At 67.7% G+C, this 17,230-nt stretch carries 16 protein-coding genes, 1 tRNA gene and 1 pseudogene; 13 read left to right on the top strand and 5 right to left on the bottom strand.

The annotated features are described in order from the left end of the window. Positions 1-13: 13 nt before the first annotated feature. Positions 14-400: an SHOCT domain-containing protein gene (locus FPZ11_RS05350; protein WP_146319001.1), complete on the bottom strand. Its 387-nt coding sequence runs from the start codon at positions 398-400 to the stop codon at positions 14-16. A 345-nt stretch (positions 401-745) separates the two neighbouring features. On the opposite strand from FPZ11_RS05350, the gene FPZ11_RS05345 reads away from it, so the two are divergent. Continuing rightward, positions 746-3,160, top strand: a complete 2,415-nt coding sequence (locus tag FPZ11_RS05345; RefSeq protein WP_146318999.1) for a winged helix-turn-helix domain-containing protein — start codon at positions 746-748, stop codon at positions 3,158-3,160. Between the two features lie 86 nt (positions 3,161-3,246). Further along, the gene (locus FPZ11_RS05340) at positions 3,247-3,447 is read left to right on the top strand and encodes a DUF8691 family protein (RefSeq protein WP_146318997.1); all 201 of its coding nucleotides are present in this window, start codon (positions 3,247-3,249) and stop codon (positions 3,445-3,447) included. 65 nt (positions 3,448-3,512) lie between these two features. Here the strand turns inward: FPZ11_RS05340 and FPZ11_RS05335 are convergent, their stop codons facing one another. Then, a complete protein-coding gene (locus tag FPZ11_RS05335) occupies positions 3,513-4,184 on the bottom strand; it encodes a GAP family protein (RefSeq protein WP_146318995.1) in 672 nt (223 codons plus the stop codon). Positions 4,185-4,329: 145 nt separating this feature from the next. Between FPZ11_RS05335 and FPZ11_RS05330 the strand changes: the two genes are divergently transcribed. The 5 genes from FPZ11_RS05330 (at position 4,330) to FPZ11_RS05310 (ending at position 11,750) form a co-directional block, all read left to right on the top strand. Then, positions 4,330-5,550: an AI-2E family transporter gene (locus tag FPZ11_RS05330; RefSeq protein ID WP_146318994.1), complete on the top strand. Its 1,221-nt coding sequence runs from the start codon at positions 4,330-4,332 to the stop codon at positions 5,548-5,550. Continuing rightward, complete coding sequence (locus FPZ11_RS05325) at positions 5,543-6,625, top strand: AI-2E family transporter (RefSeq protein WP_146318992.1); 1,083 nt, start codon at positions 5,543-5,545, stop codon at positions 6,623-6,625. The genes FPZ11_RS05330 and FPZ11_RS05325 overlap by 8 nt, the downstream gene beginning before the upstream one ends. A gap of 135 nt (positions 6,626-6,760) precedes the next feature. Then, entirely contained in the window at positions 6,761-9,097 is a 2,337-nt protein-coding gene (locus FPZ11_RS05320) for an arylsulfatase (RefSeq protein WP_146318990.1), read from the top strand. A gap of 65 nt (positions 9,098-9,162) precedes the next feature. Further along, on the top strand, positions 9,163-10,086 hold the full coding sequence (locus FPZ11_RS05315) for an HAD family hydrolase (RefSeq protein WP_146318988.1): 924 nt from the start codon (positions 9,163-9,165) through the stop codon (positions 10,084-10,086). Next, complete coding sequence (locus FPZ11_RS05310; RefSeq protein WP_146318986.1) at positions 10,083-11,750, top strand: SulP family inorganic anion transporter; 1,668 nt, start codon at positions 10,083-10,085, stop codon at positions 11,748-11,750. Before FPZ11_RS05315 ends, FPZ11_RS05310 begins: the two co-directional genes overlap by 4 nt. Before the next feature lie 34 nt (positions 11,751-11,784). Here FPZ11_RS05310 and FPZ11_RS05305 read toward each other — a convergent pair. Further along, a pseudogene (locus tag FPZ11_RS05305) lies at positions 11,785-12,583 on the bottom strand (inositol monophosphatase family protein). Between the two features lie 138 nt (positions 12,584-12,721). Between FPZ11_RS05305 and FPZ11_RS05300 the strand changes: the two are divergent. Beyond that, on the top strand, positions 12,722-13,354 hold the full coding sequence (locus FPZ11_RS05300; RefSeq protein WP_168203739.1) for a winged helix-turn-helix domain-containing protein: 633 nt from the start codon (positions 12,722-12,724) through the stop codon (positions 13,352-13,354). Beyond that, positions 13,347-14,603: an MFS transporter gene (locus FPZ11_RS05295; protein ID WP_146318982.1), complete on the top strand. Its 1,257-nt coding sequence runs from the start codon at positions 13,347-13,349 to the stop codon at positions 14,601-14,603. Before FPZ11_RS05300 ends, FPZ11_RS05295 begins: the two co-directional genes overlap by 8 nt. A gap of 28 nt (positions 14,604-14,631) precedes the next feature. On the opposite strand, the gene FPZ11_RS05290 is transcribed toward FPZ11_RS05295, so the two are convergent. Continuing rightward, positions 14,632-14,985 carry a VOC family protein gene (locus FPZ11_RS05290; protein ID WP_146318980.1) on the bottom strand — a complete coding sequence of 118 codons (354 nt, stop codon included), beginning with the start codon at positions 14,983-14,985 and terminating at the stop codon, positions 14,632-14,634. 244 nt (positions 14,986-15,229) lie between these two features. Beyond that, positions 15,230-15,305: transfer RNA gene (locus tag FPZ11_RS19180), tRNA-OTHER, on the bottom strand. Positions 15,306-15,419: 114 nt separating this feature from the next. Between FPZ11_RS19180 and FPZ11_RS05285 the strand changes: the two genes are divergently transcribed. From FPZ11_RS05285 to FPZ11_RS05270, 4 genes are all read left to right on the top strand, one after another. Beyond that, complete coding sequence (locus FPZ11_RS05285) at positions 15,420-15,839, top strand: hypothetical protein (RefSeq protein WP_146318978.1); 420 nt, start codon at positions 15,420-15,422, stop codon at positions 15,837-15,839. Next, positions 15,836-16,060, top strand: a complete 225-nt coding sequence (locus FPZ11_RS05280; RefSeq protein ID WP_146318976.1) for a hypothetical protein — start codon at positions 15,836-15,838, stop codon at positions 16,058-16,060. The genes FPZ11_RS05285 and FPZ11_RS05280 overlap by 4 nt, the downstream gene beginning before the upstream one ends. Before the next feature lie 98 nt (positions 16,061-16,158). Then, positions 16,159-16,986 carry a tyrosine-type recombinase/integrase gene (locus FPZ11_RS05275; protein WP_146318974.1) on the top strand — a complete coding sequence of 276 codons (828 nt, stop codon included), beginning with the start codon at positions 16,159-16,161 and terminating at the stop codon, positions 16,984-16,986. Between the two features lie 12 nt (positions 16,987-16,998). After that, positions 16,999-17,229 (top strand): hypothetical protein, encoded by a 231-nt coding sequence (locus tag FPZ11_RS05270; RefSeq protein ID WP_146318972.1) that lies wholly within the window; start codon positions 16,999-17,001, stop codon positions 17,227-17,229. Position 17,230: the final 1 nt, after the last annotated feature.

The raw sequence follows: 17,230 nt of genomic DNA, 5'->3' as shown, positions 1-17,230 counted from the left end.
GTCGATTCTCCGGTCAGGCCAGGATCTTGGCCTTGAGCGAGTCGTACTCGGCCTGCGTGATGGTGCCGGCGTCGAGCAGTGCCTTGGCCTTGGCGATCTCGTCGGCGGGCGAGGCGCCCGCGACCTGCTTGATGTAGCTGTCGGTGGCGTCCTGAACCTGCTTCTGCTCCTTGGCGCTGCGCTCCGCCATGCCCCGACCGCGCGCGATCAGGTAGACGAGCACGGTGAGGAACGGCACGAAGATCAGGAAGATGATCCACAGCGCCTTCCACCACCCGTTCAGCTTGCGGTCGCGGAACAGGTCGGCGACGACCGCGAACAGGGCGAACAGGTAAGAGATGAACGCGAAGCTCCAGAAGATGACCCAGATCACATTCCAGAAGTTGTCCCAGAAACTCATGGTGATTTCCCTTTCCGTGCGCGGTCGGGCGCAACACGACACGCCGCGAGGCTCGCGGTCGCCTGATAGTCAAGCCGCAGGGGCCGGGTGGGGCGACACCTCATTCGGGTGATAGTGCACCGCCGAATCGCCTTGGTGCCATGTACGTGAGCGGCGCTCACCAGTAGGGTGGAACCGTTGGTATTCCGGGGGGATTGCATGTCAACAGCCGTCGAAAGACCTCCTCTTTCAGCGGTGCCGACGTCGGCACCGCGACAGCGCGTGCGGCGGCCATCCGGAGTGGCGCCGAGCGAGAGCCTCTTCGAGATCGCCCGTCCGCGCTTGGACCACCCGCTGACACAACTGGTGAGGGGCGAACGCACCGCGATCGCGATGTGGGCGGCCGCCGGAGCGGGCAAGAGCGTGCTCATGGCGAGGTGGGCGCGACTGCTGGAGCGCCGCGGTGAGACCGTGCGCTGGGTGCAGGGCTCTGCATTGCCCGAAACCGTGGCCGAGCTCAAGCGCAGCCGCGAGAGCATCGTGCTGTTCGTCGACGACGCGCACCGCATCGCGTCTGCCCGGGCGAAGGCTGCGTTGTCGTGGGTGCTCGACGAGGGATGCGATCGCGTGCGCGTGGTGGTCGCCGGCCGCTACCAGCCGGTGTCCGGACTCGCGTTCCTGCAGGCATCCGGCCGTCTCCTCGAACTGCGCACGGAGGATCTCGCGTTCGACGCCGACGACGTGCGTGCGCTCGCGGAGCGGGAGAGCGTGCAGCTGCACGACGGTGCAGTTGAGGCTCTTGTGCAGCGCACCGGGGGATGGGCGACAGCGATCGCCCTCGCGATGCCGTGGCTCGCCCGTAGCGCGGACGCCGATGCTGCTGTCGAGGAGTTCAGCGGCAACGACGACGCCATCGCCGACTTTCTGATCTCCGAGGTGCTTGCGGGTCTCGACGAGGAGACACGCCGAGCCCTCACGTCGGTGGCCGTGAGTCACGAGGTGCCGTTCGACCTCGCAGCGCTGCTCGGCGGCCGCGCGGACATCGCCGAGGTTCTGCACGGCGTCGCCATGACGAACGCTCTCCTCACCGAGGATGCGCAGGTCTTCCGCTTTCATCCGGTGCTGCTCGCGTTTCTCCAGGCGGAAGCGCGCAGGACGAGCCCGGCGCAAGCGGTGCGCGCTCACTCGACAGCTGCCGACTGGTTCGCAGCTCACGAGCATGCAGCCGACGCCCTGCAGCAGGCGATCGACTCCGGAGACTGCGCGGTGCTGACCGACCAGCTTTCGCGGGTCGGACTCGACTTGGCCCTGGCAGGTCGCAGCCGTCTGATCGCGACGGCGCTCGGCCGCTTCTCGACGGAGGCGGGAGAGCCGCTCGTCGCGCTCGTGCTGCGCCTGCTGATGGACGCGCCCACCTTCGCCGATCCGAGAGGGGCGAGGCACCTTCTCTCGCTCGCCGATCGTGCGGCGGCCGAAGAGCATTCCCCGTCGACCGACGCCTGGACCGTCGCGTTGGATGCCGTGCGCTGCTTCGTCGAGGCGCGTGACGGCCGTTCGTTCGCCGGCGCATCCCAGCTCTCGGACGCCGTGGCCATTCGGGAGCGCGGCGCGAGCCTCGGCCTCGATCTGCTCTGCGCCACAGCCGAGGGATGGCTGCTGGCCAGGATCGGCGACTCGGAGAAGGCCAACGGCGTGCTGCGCGACGTTCGCGTGTCGGCGCACCGCGCCGGCCTTGATTGGCTGTTCCTCGTCGCGAGCGAGATGTCCATCGGCATTCTGAGCGACCTCGGCCGCTGGGACGAAGCGGTGGTGCTCGAGGACCGTCTCGCCGAAGCAGCGGATCGCTTCACCTCCGCACCGCGCGACAGGGTGCGGCGACGTGTCGAGGTGGTCGCGGCCACGCGCAGATACCTGCGGTGCATCGACGGCGACGAGCGCGGCGGCGAGGTGGCGGCATCCGATCCGCTCGGTCTCGATCCGGAGCTGAGCGCCACCGCTCGCATCCTCGAGCTGCTCGTGGCGATCGACACGGAGCAGAACCCGCGCCGTTGGCTCGACGAGGCGGAACGTCTGATGCGCGAGACCGCGGTGTACATCCCGCGCACGCTCGCGCTGGCCGCCCCGCGACTGGTCGCGACGCGGCTCGGCCTCGACGGCCGTGCACGGGCGAAGGAGACGGCGGAGCTCGTCAGCTCGGTGCTGGGGCCGGAGAGCCTCGAGGCGGCCATCGTGCGTTTTCTGCTGAGCGCGCCGATGCGGAGCACGGAGCCGGCGGCACGCCAGATCGAGGATGCCAGGGCCACTGAACGCGCGTGGCATCCCGCATCGTTCGTCACGGCCACGCTCCTGCTCGCACGTCTCGCCGACGACGGGAGCCGCAGCACGGAGGCGGATGCGCTCACCCAGCGCGCGGTGGAACTCGCCGTGCGGTACCGGATCACTCGTCCGTTCCTCGCCTCGTCTGCCGACGGGCTGGCGCTGGTGACGGCGAGGCTCGGCCGGTTCGGTCACCTCGAAGACGACGCAAGGCGCATCGCCGCGCTCGCGCCGAGGCAGACCGTGGCGATCAAGGCGGACCAGGTGGTGATCGAGTCTCTCACGCCGAAGGAGCGCGACATTCTTCTCGAGCTTCCGGTGCACCAGTCAGTGGCCGAGATCGCACGGCGGCACACGCTGAGCGTGAACACGGTGAAGACGCACCTGCGCAACATCTACCAGAAGCTGGGCGTCTCGGATCGCAGTGAGGCGGTCAACACGGCGCAGCGACTCGGGCTCATCTGAGCGGCCCGACGGTGAATCACCCGCGCGAGGTGACGCGTCGGGATCGGCGATGAGCGACCCTTGATTCACGGTCCAGGGGGTGCGACGTGAAGCGTTACGAGATCCGTCTTCCCTACGCGCTCTCCGACCGGTTGGCCGCCGCGTTCCCCGAGATGGAGGCCGTGCAGATCGCCCCGGCGACCACGATCCTCGTCGGCACGTTGCGCGACCAGACGCAGTTGCACGGGCTCCTCGCCCGCATCGCAGACATGGGGCTCGAGATCCTCGAGGTGCGGCAGGAAGGCTGAGCCGGGCATCCGCGGTGCGTACGCCGCCTGAAGCGCGGAGACGTTCGAGAGCCGCGCCCAGAGCCTCAGAACTGCCCGATGCCCTTGCCGATGACGACGACGCCGATCACGAGCATGAGGACCGCCATGATGACCGCGTTGTTCGCCGACAGCCAGCCCCGCAGCGCCCCGAGCGGCCCGCGCATGGCATCCGACGCCACGAGGTAGGCGATCACCGGAACGACCACCGAGCACGCGGCGACGAGCACGAACACGACGATCACCACCACCATCGTGCCGAGGCTTGCGCCCGCCGACCCGATCGCGAGGCCGGCGCTCACAGCGAGCAGCAGGTTCTTCGGGTTGACCGCCGAGAGCAAGAGTCCCAACACCAACCCGCGCATGGCGGTCATGGAGTCGATCGCCTTCATCCAGCCGGGGAGTTTCGGCTCTTCGCCCGCCCTCGGGCGGCCGCGCCACTGGCGCAGGGCGATCAGCAGAAGCAGCACGCCCAGCACGATGTCGATGATGCCGACGATCGGGCGGGTGGCATCCGGGTCGCTGGCCGGAAGGATGGAGGAGAGCGCGGTGAAGATGATGACGGCCACCGCGATGCCGACGACCCAGCCGACCATGAAGCCGACTCCGGTGCTCTTCGCCCTGGGCGACAGCAGCATCAGGATCGCGGCGATGATCGGCACCGGACTGATCGCGATGCCCACGGCGAGCGGAAGTGTCGTACCGATCAGGGGTCCCATGGCTGCCTCCGGATGCGCTCGATCCCTGGCCAGGCTAGGACCGGGGCGTTCGGCACCCGTCCTCCGTTTCGGGTGATAGGGGTCGCTCGCGGTCGCACGGCGACGCACGATCGTTAGCTTTGAGCACCGATGCGAGGAGGATCCGATGGCGTGGTGGCGCAGGCAGAAGAGCGACGCAACCGTGCCGGAGGAGGCCCCCGATGACGGGGCCGATGCGGGGACCGTGAGTTCACTGCCCAGGGCGGACGCCATTCTGCTTGGACTTGCCGGCGCGACGGTGACGGCACTGGGGATGTTCTGGATCCGCGGCTTTCTCGCGCCGGTGCTGCTCGCCCTCGTGCTGACCGTGTGCGTGCATCCGCTGCGCCGCGCGCTCGAGCGATGGGGCGTGAACAGGGGAGTGGCGACGGGATCGGTGATCGCCGCGGTCTTCGTGCTGCTCGCCGCCTTCGTCGCCGCGCTGGTCGTGGCGCTCGCGCAGTTCGCGTCGTTGCTGCCGCAGTTCGCGCCGCAGCTCGAGCAGGCGGGCAAGACGATCGGATCGTGGCTGCATGCCATCGGATTCGATCAGGCGCAGGTGCAGGCGTTCGTCTCCGACTTCGACCCGACGAGGTTGATCGGAGCGGTGGGAGGCCTGCTGGGCAGCGTGGCGAACATCACGTTCGGGCTGGTTGTCATCCTGACGTGCCTCATCCTGATGGCCGTCGATGCGAGTGCCCTCGGCGCCATCTCCAAGCAGGTCGCCGCGCATCGGCCGCATCTGGTCACGGCGCTGTCGGGATTCGCGGTGGGCGTGCGCCGATACATGGTGGTCACGACCGGACTCGGCGTCGCCCAGGGACTGCTCAACTGGGTGGCGCTGCTGATCCTGCAGGTGCCCGGTGCGTTCCTCTGGGGGATGCTCTCGTTCCTGTGCAGCTTCATCCCGAACATCGGCTACTTCATCGCGATCATCCCGCCCCTGGTTTTCGGACTCCTCACCGGCGGGTGGCCCGTGTTCATCGCGGTCATCCTGGTCTACGGCGTGATCAACTCCGTGGTGCAGTCCATCATTCAGCCGCGCATCGTCGGCAACGCCGTCGCGCTCAGCCAGACGATCACGTTCGTCTCCGTGCTGTTCTGGGCCGTCGTGATCGGGCCGATCGGGGCAATCCTCGCCGTTCCCCTGACGTTGCTCGCGCGCACGATCCTCATCGACTCCGACCCGCGTGCGCGGTGGTGGCGGCCGATCATCGGCGACCTGCGCGACACCAAGCCCTACCTCGACGAGGAGAAGGCCGAGTACGAGAAGAGCAGGCGAGACGCCAAAGCGGCCAAGCGCGGCGACGCCGTTCGGCCGCCGACGGGGGCTGGCACGGATGCCTGACCCGACGCCGGCAGGATCCCAGGCGCCGGACTCCCCGCGCTCGTCCTTCGGACCGGGCGCCCGTGCCGTGATCGTGTTCGCCGCGTTCGGCGTCGCCGTCGCGTGCCTGTGGCTGGGACGCGACATCCTCGCCCCTGCACTCACGGCGCTCGTGGTGGTGGTGGCCGTTCACCCCGTGCGCAACCGCCTCGACGCCACGGGCGCGCCCCGCTGGCTGGGCACCACGGTGGTGGTCGTCACCGCGTATGCCGTGCTCATCGTCATCGGCGGACTTATCGCGTTCGCGGCCGTGCAGTTCGGGCATCTCGTCACCGATCAGGGTGACGCCATGGGGGCGATGCACCGGTCGCTGAACGGCCTTCTCGACAACCTCGGCATCGACCAAAGCCAGCTGTCGGATGTCACGAAGACCATCGATCCGTCGACGCTGGCGTCGTTCGCGGGCGGCATCGTTCGCTCCGTGTTCTCCAGCGCCGTCGCGTTCTTCTTCGTGCTGGCGTACATCATCTTCATGGCCGCCGACGGATCGAGAACCGCCGAACTGCGACGCGAGTTCGCGGACCGGCACGGTCTGCTGCTCGACGCGCTCGCGCGTTGGGCGCACGGGGTGCGCGCCTATTTCGTCGTCAACTCGATCTTCGGGGCGATCGTCGCGGTGCTCGACGGCGTCGTCCTCGTGGCGCTCGGTGTTCCCGGTGTTCCGGTGTGGATCGTACTGGCGTTCGTCACCAATTACGTGCCGAACATCGGTTTCGTCATCGGCATGATCCCGCCTGTCCTGTTGGCGCTGATCACTGCGGGATGGCCCCAGGCCTTGGCCGTCGTCGTCGCGTACTGCGTGATCAACGTCGTGCTCCAGGAACTCGTGCAGCCTCGCTTCGTCGCCACGACGGTCTCCCTCGGACTGACGCTCACGTTCTTCTCCGTGGTGTTCTGGGCTGTCGTGCTCGGCGCCATCGGCGCCCTGCTCGCCGTGCCGATGACCCTGCTCGTTCGTGCCCTCGTCGTCGAGATCGACCCCGATGCCCGATGGTCGCGCTGGATCACCGGCGACCGCCGCGGCGCGTCCGGCTGACTCCTCGGTCTCGGGCGTCCTCCGAATCGGGTGATTGACCCGGTGCCCTCCGTCCTGGTCCGAACCGCCCGCTTAGGTTCGGCATTGACACTGGCCGTCGGGTGCTCGGCGGTCGAAAACTCGGGGGAGCGCGCTATGCCACGTGAATTCAGGGGCGACATCAAGCTCGACGTGAGGGACTCGAAGGCCGACTGGGATGCCTTCCTGCCGGACAAGGCACCGGAGGGCGCGCCGAACGTGCTCGTCGTGCTCTTCGATGACACCGGGCAGGCGGCTTGGTCGCCGTACGGCGGCCGCATCGACATGCCGACGTTGCAGAGGCTGGCGGACAACGGCCTGACGTACTCGCAGTGGCACACCACGGCCCTGTGCTCGCCGACCAGGTCGACCTTCCTGACCGGACGCAACCATCATCTGAACGGCTACGCCTCCATCTCCGAGTCGTCGACGGGGTTCCCGGGCTACAGCTCGCACATCCCGCGCAACATGGCGTCGATCGCGACGGTGCTGCGCGACGCGGGCTGGTCGACGTATTGGGTCGGCAAGAACCACAACGTGCCGATCGACGCATGGTCGGCGGGCGGCTCGAAGAAGGAGTGGCCGCTCGCGCTCGGCTATGACCGGTTCTACGGCTTCATCGGCGGGGAGACGAACAACTGGTACCCGTCGCTGGCCGAGGACAACCACTACATCGACCAGCCGTACATGCCCGAACAGGGGTATCACCTCTCGAAGGACCTCGCGGACCACGCGCTGCAGTTCATCCGCGACTCGAAGCAGACGGAGCCCGACAAGCCCTGGTATCTGTGGTTCTGCCCCGGCGCCAACCACGCTCCGCATCACGCTCCGCAGGAGTACATCGACAAGTACAAGGGCGCCTTCGACGATGGGTACGAGGCATATCGGGAGTGGGTGCTGCCGCGAATGATCGAGCGCGGCATCCTGCCGGAGGGAACCGAGCTCACACCCCTCAACCCCATGGCCGAGGGGACGTTCACGGAGGGCGACCGGGTGCGTCCGTGGGATGAGCTGAATGACGACGAGAAGCGGTTGTTCAGTCGCATGGCGGAGGTCTACGCGGGGTTCAGCGAGTACACGGATGCCCAGGTCGGCCGCATCATCGACTACCTGGAGGAGACCGGGCAGCTCGAGAACACGCTGGTGATCTACGCGGCGGACAACGGAGCATCCGGCGAGGGCTCGCCGAACGGATCCGTGAACGAGGGCAAGTTCTTCAACGGCTATCCCGATGACATCGACGAGAACCTGGCGATGATCGACGAGCTCGGCAGCCCGGCCACCTACAACCACTACCCGACGGGATGGGCGGCCGCGTTCTCCACCCCGTACCGCATGTTCAAGCGCTACACCTATCAGGGCGGCGTCGCGGACCCGCTCGTCGTCTCCTGGCCGAAGGGCATCGCGGCCAGAGGCGAGGTGCGCGGTCAGTACCACCACTCGACGGACATCGTGCCGACGATCCTGGAGGCGTGCGGCGTCGAGTTCCCCGATGTGGTGGACGGCGTCGAGCAGCATCCGCTGTCCGGCGTGTCCATGGCGTATTCGTTCGACGCCGCCGGGGCACCGACGACCAAGGAGACCCAGTACTACGAGATGTTCGGCAACCGCGGCATCTGGCACGACGGTTGGAAGGCGGTCACCGAGCACGGCCCGCTGCTCGGCCGGGGCGACTTCGAGAACGATCGGTGGCAGTTGTTCCACACCGATGTCGACCGTTCGGAGGCGCACGACCTGGCCGACGCCCATCCCGAGAAGGTCGAGGAGCTCAAGGCGCTCTGGATGGAGGAGGCCAAGGCCAACAACGTGCTGCCTCTGAACGACCTGAACGTCGTCGGGAAGGACCTCGAGACCTTTCTCGCGATGGAGTTCCGCGTTCCGGTCTCGCCCAGCGGGCAGTACACGTACTACCCGGGAACCAGTGAGATCCCCGAGCGGAACGCCGCGAACACGCACGCCGTGTCGTTCAAGGTGCTGAGCGAGGTCATGACCACGGCTGACACCGAAGGGGTCATCTTCGCCCAGGGATCTCGTTTCGGCGGCCATGCGCTGTTCGTCAAAGATGGCCAGCTGCATTACGTGCACAACTTCCTCGGCATCGGAGAGCCGCAGAAGCTGTCGGCTCCGATGCCGACGGCCGGCAAGCACATCCTCGGCATCGACTTCGCCAAGGATTGCATGGGCGATCACCACGAGTGGTACGGCACCGCGACGCTCTACGTCGACGACGAGGCTGTGACGAAGCAGGAGATCCGCACCATGACCGGGCACTACGCGCTCTGCGGAGAGGGCCTGTGCATCGGCTACGACAGCGGCGACAGCGTCTCAGCTGCGGACTACGAGGGACGATTCGACTACGCAGGCGGCGAGATCACGAAGGTCGTCTTCGATGTGGCCGACGACGCCTACATCGACGTCGAAGCCCACTTCGCCGCCGCGATGGCGCGCGACTGAACAGACCACCGTGCGCCGCCCGCGCCGGAATGGCGGGGGCGGCGGTCCGAACCTGAGGAGAACGCATGTCCGAGCTCGCAATGTGGCGCGACGGCGCCACCAGACGGACGATCGTCGACTTCGTGCGCTCCGTGACCTCCGGCCCGGATGCCGTACCCGCCGAAGAGCGCATCGCGGTCTTCGACAACGACGGAACGCTGTGGACCGAGAAGCCGATGCAGACGCAGCTGCACTACATCATCGAGCAGTGGACGGCGCTCGCGAAGGAGCATCCCGAGCTGGCGGAGCAGCAGCCGTTCAAAGCCGTGGTCGAGGGCGACCTGTCCTGGCTGGGCGCAGCCGTCGACAAGCACTATGCGGGTGACGATTCCGATCTGAAGGTGCTGATCGGGGCGTTGCTGCGCACCATGACGGGGTTGAGTGTCGAGGACTATGCCGCGTCGGTCACCGAGTTCTACCGCACCGCTCAGCACCTGACGCTGCACCGCCCGTATCGCGATGTGATCTATCAACCGATGGTCGAACTGCTCGACTATCTGGCCGAGAACGGCTTCACCTGCTACATCGTCTCCGGCGGCGACCGCGACTTCATGCGCCCGATCACCCAGGAGTATTACGGCATCCCGTTCGAGCGGGTGATCGGCACGGCTATCGGCCTCGAATACGCCGACGGCGACGTGCGTTACGGCACCACGCTCGACTTCTTCGACGACGGACCGGAGAAGCCCGTGCGCATCTGGACGCGCATCGGGCGCAGGCCGCTCATCGCGGCGGGCAACTCGAACGGCGACATCGAGATGCTCTCGTTCGTGCAGGGCGGCCCGCACGGCCTCAGCCTGCTCGTGCATCATGACGACGACACGGGACGCGGTGACACTCCATACGACAAAGGCGCGGAGAAGGCACTCGCCACCTCGGAGGAGAGTGGGTTCACCGTGGTGAGCGTCAAGGACGACTGGTCGGCGGTCTTCCCGCCCGAGTCGGCATGAGTGCGCCGACGACCACCGTCGGCGCACCGCGGCATCGCCGGCTTTTTCCGACACTCGCCGGCTATCGGCGCGGCAATCTGGGATGGGATGCTCTCGCGGGTCTCTCGGCGGGGGCCGTCGTCGTGCCGCAGGCGATGGCGTACGCGACCATCGCGAACCTGCCCGTCCAGGTCGGCCTTTACACCTGCATGGTGCCGATGCTCGTCTACGCGATGCTCGGCGGATCGCGGGCGATGAGCGTGTCGACCACCTCCACCATCGCCACGCTCACGGCCACCACGCTCGTGACGGCAGGGGTCGCGTCGACCAGCAAAGATCCGGTCTCCGATCTCTGCATGCTCACCCTTCTGGTGGGCGCCATGCTGCTGTTCGCCCGCATCGTGCGTCTCGGCGGCGTCGTGGAGGCCATCAACAAGTCGACGATCATCGGCGTGCAGATCGGCGTCGGGGCGACAGTCGCGGTCGGACAGCTGCCGAAGCTGCTGGGGGAGACCGACGACGTCACGGGTCACGGTTTCATCAGATCGATCGTCGCGGTCGTCGAAGCGGTGCCGCACGCGAATCCGGCCACGAGCATCCTCGCGCTCTGCTCCATCGTGGTGCTCTTCGTGCTGAAGCGCTTCGCGAAGCGGGTGCCCGGACCGCTCATCGTCGTCGTGGCCGGCATCCTTCTCGCCGCGTTCACGCCGTTGACGGATGCCGGCGTCAAGCTCATCTCGCCCGTCCCGTTCGGCATTCCGCTGCCGACCGTTCCGTCGTTCGCGCACATCGTGGGACTCGTGCCGGGCGCGTTGGCCATCGCGGTGATGGCATTCCTCGAGTCCACGGCCGTCGCCCGCGGCATCCGGGAGCCGGGGGAGCCGCAGATCGACTCGAACCAGGAGCTGATGGCCACCGCCCTCTCGAACGTGGCCGGCGCGTTCTTCCAGGCGATGCCTTCTGCAGGCGGATTCTCGCAGAGTGCGGTGAACAAGAACGCGGGGGCTCGGTCGCAGGTCTCCGGCCTCGTCACGGTGGCGCTGGCCGTACTGGTGGCCGTGCTGCTCGCGCCTGTGCTCAGCCTGCTGCCTCAGGCGACGCTCGCATCTCTCGTGTTCGTGGCGGTCATCGGGCTGATCGATGTGAAGGCGCTGGTGCGTCTCGCGCGGCTGAGCACGCGCGACTTCTGGATCGCCGTGGTCGTCGCGACGCTCGGGCTGAGCGCCGGGCTGTTGATCGCGGTGGCGGCGGGTGTGGTCATCACGTTCGCGATGGTGATCGCCGAGATCACGAGGGTGCGCACCACACAGCGCGCGCATCGGGACGGCGTGCTGGCCGTGTCGGTGGACAGCAGCATGTACACGGCGAACATGCTGGCGACGGAGAATCGCGTGCTCGAGCTGGTCGGCGCCGCACGACCGCTCGACACGGTGATCGTCGACGTCGGGCACATGCGTTTGACGTCGGCGACGGTGCTCGAAGGGCTGCAGGACCTCGATCGGGAGCTCGCGGGCACCGGCGTGACGCTGATCCTCGCCGATGTGAAGCCCGGCGCGAGGGAACTGCTCGACAAGTCGACGTGGTTCCGAGGCCTCATCGACCACGGCCGTGTCGTCGATTCGATCGACGCGGCCCTCGCGACCGACGTGCGGCAGCGCGGCGGCGGCGGTGCAGGCGATGCCTGACCGTGCTCGGCCCCGAGACGTTGCCGGCGTCGGGTCAGTCGCGCAGCAGCTCGAGCAGCTCGTCGTGCACGGCGCCGTTCGTCGCCACGGCGCTGCCGTCCCAGAGCGCTGAGCCGCCGTCGACCGCGGTGAGCCGGCCACCGGCCTCGGTCACGATGGGGATCAGTGCCGCGATGTCGTACGGGTGGAGCGTGAACTCCGCGACAGCCTCGATGAGGCCCTCTGCGAGCAGCGTGTAGGCCCAGACATCCCCGTATGCGCGGTCGCGCCAGACGGCGCGGGAGAGCGCGATGAGGTGGTCGAGGTGACCCGACCGATCCCACTGCTGGATGCTCTGGTGGCTGATCGCGGCATCCTGCAGCTTCTGGATGCCCGACACCCGCAGCCGCGTCGGCTCGCCGTCGCCCTCCCGCATCCACGCGCCTTCGCCGGTGGAGGCCCACCACCGCTTGCCGAGCGCCGGTGAGCTCGCGACTCCCACGACGGCCTCCCCCGTCGACGACGAGCGCGATCAGGGTGCCCCACATGGGCAGCCCGCGCTCGTAGCTGTGCGTGCCGTCGATGGGATCGATGATCCAGACTCTGTGGGCCGCGCGCGGGTCGCCGTCGCCCTGTTCGCCGTATTCCTCGCCGAGGATCGCATCGGTCTCACGCTCCTCGCCCAGGATCTGGCGAATGGCCCGCTCGACGGCCTGATCGGCATCGGTCACGTGCGTGCGATCGGGCTTGGTGGTCACGTGCAGGTCGTTCGCCCGGAATCGCGCACCCGAGATGGCGTCTGCTGCATCGGCGAGGCGGAGGGCGAGGGCGAGGTCTTCGGCGAAGTCGGTCACCGCCACAGCATAGGGTCACTGCGGTGAACGGCAGGTTGCCAGGGCGTCGGCGGCCCCGTGACAGGTCGAGCCGAGCGCACTCGCGAGAGTTATACAAGAGCTCTTGTGAAAGGCCTCATGGCGTTCGACGATGGGCCCATGACGAGGCGACCCGCGAACCAGAGGTTCGACGACCTGACGACTCCCGACGAGTGGCCCCCGCATGGTGAAGCGCTCGCCGCTGCGATCGCGGCGAGGATGCATCCTGCCAGACGGGCGCTCCAGGACTATCTGGTGACGCAGGGTCCCGCCTCTGTCGGCCGCCTGGCGCGTGCGACGGGTCTGGCGCCCGGTTCCGTGAGCTATCACGTGCGCGTTCTCGCCGAGTCGGGGTTCGTCGAGCCGGCCCCCGAACTCGCCGGCGACACCCGGGAGAGCTGGTGGCGTGCCGTCGCACGGCCGTTGACCTGGGATGCGGCGTCGTTCGGCGAGGGATCGGCCGGTCGGCTGCTCGGCGATGCGGCGTCGGACGCCAATCTCACCTACCTGCTCGACGCGGTGCGGCGCTGGCGTGCGGCGCCGTCCGTTCAGGACTGGCAGGCGCAGGTGAGCGACGCGCTCGTGATGGCGACGGTCGAGCAGCTTCGCGACTTCGAAGAGCGACTCTCGGCACTCCTCGACGAGTGGACGACGGAGTGCCGCCGATCGCAGGGCGAGTCGGTCGAGCGCGCGCCGCGTCGGCCGGTGCGAGTGGTGTCCCTCGTCTTCCCGGAGGCGGCGCATCATGGCTGAGCCGGTGCTGATCGGGCAGAGGCCGCCCGCGATCCGTCGGGATCGGATGGTGCAGACCTGGATTCTGGCCTCCGCCGTGTCCTGGATGGGGAACGCGGCCTGGCAGGTCGGGCTCGCATGGGTGGCGGTCCGCACCCTGTCGCCGGCGCAGGCCGGTCTCGTGATCACGATCGCCACCATCCCGCAAGCCCTGCTCACGCTCGTCGGCGGCGTGGTCGCCGACCGATTCGACACCCGGCGGGTGATGATCGCGGCTCAGCTGGGGCAGGCGGCGGTTCTCGTCGTCGGCGCGCTGTTGTGGACATCCGTCGCGCACCTTCCGCTCCTCGTGGCCGCAGGCATCGCCGAAGGCGTCTTCGTGGGTCTGTCGGCGCCCGCGTCTGCGACGCTGGGGCGGCAGCTGGTGGTCTCGGACGACCTCGCCACGGTGTCGGGGTGGAACCAGATCTCCGCTCGCCTCGCACGCCTGGCCGGCGCTCCGATCGGAGCGGCGATCGTCGGCTGGCTGGGCCTGCCTGCGGTCATGGTGGTCGACGCGGTGAGCTTCGTCGTCGTTGCCGCTTCCATGGCCTTCATCGTGCGGCCGCGATTCAGGCTGCACGGCGCCGTCGAGGAAGGATGGCTGCGGAGCCTTGGCAGCGGTCTCGACTATCTGCGTCGCGATCGCACGGCGCTGGTGTTCCTCCTGGCGCTGTGCGGACTCAACATCTTCTCCAGCCCGGTCACCGGCATGGGTGTGCCGTTGCGCATCACGGATTCGGGATGGCCGGCCATCACGCTCGGAGCCGTAGAGGCCGTGTTCTCGGCCTGCGCGATCGGTGGCAGTCTCCTGGCGATCAGGCTGAGGCCTCGGCGCAAGGCTGCAGCCGCGTTCGCCACTCTCATCCTTCAAGGTGCTGCCTACGGGCTCGTGGCCGTTCCATCGATCGTCACGCTCGCCCTGGCGATGGCGTTGATCGGTCTGACCGCGGGATTCGCGTCGGTGTGGCTGTCCGCCGAGTTCGTGCGGATCGTGCAGCCGGCGTACCTCGGGCGCGCGGCGTCACTCAGCAACCTCGGCGACCTGCTTCTGGTGCCCGTGGCGGCACCCGCGTTCGGCGCGTTGACGGCGGGTGTCGGCATCCAGTTCAGTCTGGTGATCGTGGCCGTTCTCATGATGCTGATGTGCGGCGCGATTCTGGCGAGGCGCGACATCAGAGCGATCGGCGCCGACCGGGATGCCGCGTCCGAGACCGCCGCATCGGTCTAGAACAGCGTGGCCGGGCCCGCAGGCGGGTTCAGCGTCGCAACGGCTGGCGGAGTCCGATCACGACGCCGCCCGGGTCGGTGACATAGCCGACGCGACCCTGGTCTGGAAGGTCGTGGAAGTCTCCGGCTGTGCCGCCGGCCGCCTGCACAGCGGCGACCGTCGCGTCGAGGTCGTCGACCTCGATCCAGAGGATGGTCTTCTGTGATTGGTAACCGTTGCTCATGATCGCGGCGTCGATGCCGTCCCCGTCGCCGGTCTCGGCGGTGAAGTAACCCTCGAGGAACGGTGAGGCGGTGGACCGCCATCCGAACGCGTGGGAGTAGAACTCGGTGCTCGCCTTCGGGTCGTCGCCCGTGATCTCGATGTGGATGATGCGTCCCATGTCATCGAGGCTAGGTTCCAACGCTTCTGCCGGCCATGCGGAACCGCTCCTCGACATGGAGGCGCATACTCCTTACCGACACTCAGCGGCTGATGTATCGGTGCGATCGAGCTTGCTCCCGGCTCTCCGCGCCGTGCCGCTGCCCGGTGCGACGGCGCGGAGCGGGTGTCCACCGGTCGGGCTCCGTTTCGGGAAAGAAAAAATCCCCCGATCGGGAATCGCTTCCGATCGGGGGATCTCTTCGTGGTGCACCCCCAGGGACTTGAACCCTGAACCCACTGATTCATCGAAAGCGTCGGCCGTCGTCACGCCGATCGACTTCGCGTTCGAGCTGCGCGCCTCCCGAAACGGGGACGCGGCATGAGCGTCGTCGAGCCTGCGCCCTGTTGCTGTGAGGACTGCGAGGCGATCCGCAACGAGTACGGCGAGGACTCATGCTGAACGAGCTGGAGTGCGCGGCGGTGTTCGACTACGCACAGCAGATATCGGACCAGGCGCCGCTCGTGAACGGTCGCAGCACGAACGCCACGTGCACAATCACGGCTCGGCTGATCGAGGAGCTGCGCGACGAGTGGGACGAAGAGTCCGGCACTCAGCGCGATACGACTGGGCATGACTGGTACACGGTGCTGTTCCCCGATGGCGGTGCGTCCGGTCGATGGTCGTATGACGAACTCGATGCCGCACTGAATTGCATGCTCTACCGTGACGCGCCGGCGTTGCTCGTGCAGCTCGACGGGGACGGCGACCTCGCCAGAAGGTGGCGCGCCGCGCATGCTGACGACCTCCTCGGCGGAGCGGCGTTCTGGTCGCTTGACTGTGAACCATCGAATTCAGAGGCGGTCGAGCGGTGAGCGAGGGACCCATCAAGCAGTGGCGCGACTCGTACAAGCGTCCGCCCGTCTCCGTGCCGGCATCGATCCGCATCTGCGGTTCGAACAGGTTCGGCGTCGCCTACTGCGGCACGCGCCGCAACGCGGGCGTGTCCACCAATTGGGCGAACGTCACCTGCACCGAATGCCTCGCAGCGCGCGCCGCTGACGAGCGTGAATCGGGCAATTCAGGCTCCGAGTAGCGTGCACGCCTCGTGAGCCAACACCATAGACGGCCAGGTACACTACCCCCCTTTAAGGGACGTAGCTCGCGGCCTCGAGTCTGAGGATTCTTGCAGGCATGCACCATCAGATCGTCACGGAATACTGGTCGAAGCCGCTCGCCGAATGGGCAGCTTGGATGCGCACGGCGAAGCGCGCGCCAGGCACGATCTACCAACACACCTACCGCGTTGGCAGGCTCGCTGAGCGGCATCCGCGTCGCAGCCCGTGGACGATCACGCTCGATGACCTCGTCGAACACCTGAACGCTTCTGAGGTCGCTCCGTCGACGCAGCGCGCGGCACGCACGTCGATCAGGAGCTTCTATAGCTGGGCAGTCGCCGTCGGTCGCCTAGAGCGATCGCCGGCCGCGCTCCTGCCGCCCGTGCGCGTCGAGCGCGGGCGCCCTCGACCAGCACCCGATGAGGTGACGACGATCGCGCGCTTCCATCGTGATCGGAGGATCCCGCTCATGGTCGAGCTCGGCTATCGTGCCGGTCTGCGCTGCTGCGAAATATGCCGAGTGCACGCCGACGACGTTGAGCGCACGATCGACGGCTACGCGCTGCGTGTGCTCGGGAAGGGCCGGAAACTGCGCGTCGTGCCGATCGAGTCCGACCTCGCGGCATCCGTGCTCGAGCGCGCCGAGGGCGGATGGTGCTTCCCTGGCCGCATCGACGGCCATCTCTCGGCGTCCTATGTGTCGAAGCTGATCAGCACGGCCCTCCCAGAGCGCGTGACGGCGCACCAACTGCGCCACCGCTTCGGGACGCGCGCCTATCAGCTCGGTGGCAAAGACATCCGCGCCGTGCAGGAGCTGCTCGGCCACGCGTCGATCGCGACTACGCAGGTATACACTCTGCCCGCTGACGACGCCGTGCGCCGTGCAGCGCTGGCAGCCGCATGAGAGGAACGAAACATGGCCACGATCATCCACACCGCGAAGAATGACGACGGTAGCGAGAGCAAGACGCTCCGGTGGACGTTCACGCGCGGCGAGAACACGCTGATCAACGAAACTGCGACCGAGCACTACCTTCGCCACATCCGCAACGCGGTCGTAGCTCTCGTCGTGACGGGAGCGGTCAGCGCCGTGGCCGCCGTTGCCTCGTGGATCATAATCGCCGCGAACGCGACATCGCACTACTGAT

This window comes from Humibacter ginsenosidimutans, assembly GCF_007859675.1.
Lineage (GTDB): Bacteria > Actinomycetota > Actinomycetes > Actinomycetales > Microbacteriaceae > Humibacter > Humibacter ginsenosidimutans.
Note: the sequence above shows the minus strand (reverse complement) of the source record. Positions and strands in the feature narration are given on the sequence as shown.

What these genes read in the sequence shown, in the direction of transcription:
- FPZ11_RS05350 (WP_146319001.1), bottom strand. Translation starts at nt 400, where the DNA reads ATGAGTTTCTGGGACAACTTCTGGAATGTGATCTGGGTCATCTTCTGG.
- FPZ11_RS05335 (WP_146318995.1), bottom strand. Translation starts at nt 4,184, where the DNA reads ATGGGACCCCTGATCGGTACGACACTTCCGCTCGCCGTGGGCATCGCG.
- FPZ11_RS05330 (WP_146318994.1), top strand. Translation starts at nt 4,330, where the DNA reads ATGGCGTGGTGGCGCAGGCAGAAGAGCGACGCAACCGTGCCGGAGGAG.
- FPZ11_RS05325 (WP_146318992.1), top strand. Translation starts at nt 5,543, where the DNA reads ATGCCTGACCCGACGCCGGCAGGATCCCAGGCGCCGGACTCCCCGCGC.
- FPZ11_RS05320 (WP_146318990.1), top strand. Translation starts at nt 6,761, where the DNA reads ATGCCACGTGAATTCAGGGGCGACATCAAGCTCGACGTGAGGGACTCG.
- FPZ11_RS05315 (WP_146318988.1), top strand. Translation starts at nt 9,163, where the DNA reads ATGTCCGAGCTCGCAATGTGGCGCGACGGCGCCACCAGACGGACGATC.
- FPZ11_RS05310 (WP_146318986.1), top strand. Translation starts at nt 10,083, where the DNA reads ATGAGTGCGCCGACGACCACCGTCGGCGCACCGCGGCATCGCCGGCTT.
- FPZ11_RS05300 (WP_168203739.1), top strand. Translation starts at nt 12,722, where the DNA reads ATGACGAGGCGACCCGCGAACCAGAGGTTCGACGACCTGACGACTCCC.
- FPZ11_RS05295 (WP_146318982.1), top strand. Translation starts at nt 13,347, where the DNA reads ATGGCTGAGCCGGTGCTGATCGGGCAGAGGCCGCCCGCGATCCGTCGG.
- FPZ11_RS05290 (WP_146318980.1), bottom strand. Translation starts at nt 14,985, where the DNA reads ATGGGACGCATCATCCACATCGAGATCACGGGCGACGACCCGAAGGCG.
- FPZ11_RS05285 (WP_146318978.1), top strand. Translation starts at nt 15,420, where the DNA reads ATGCTGAACGAGCTGGAGTGCGCGGCGGTGTTCGACTACGCACAGCAG.
- FPZ11_RS05275 (WP_146318974.1), top strand. Translation starts at nt 16,159, where the DNA reads ATGCACCATCAGATCGTCACGGAATACTGGTCGAAGCCGCTCGCCGAA.
- FPZ11_RS05270 (WP_146318972.1), top strand. Translation starts at nt 16,999, where the DNA reads ATGGCCACGATCATCCACACCGCGAAGAATGACGACGGTAGCGAGAGC.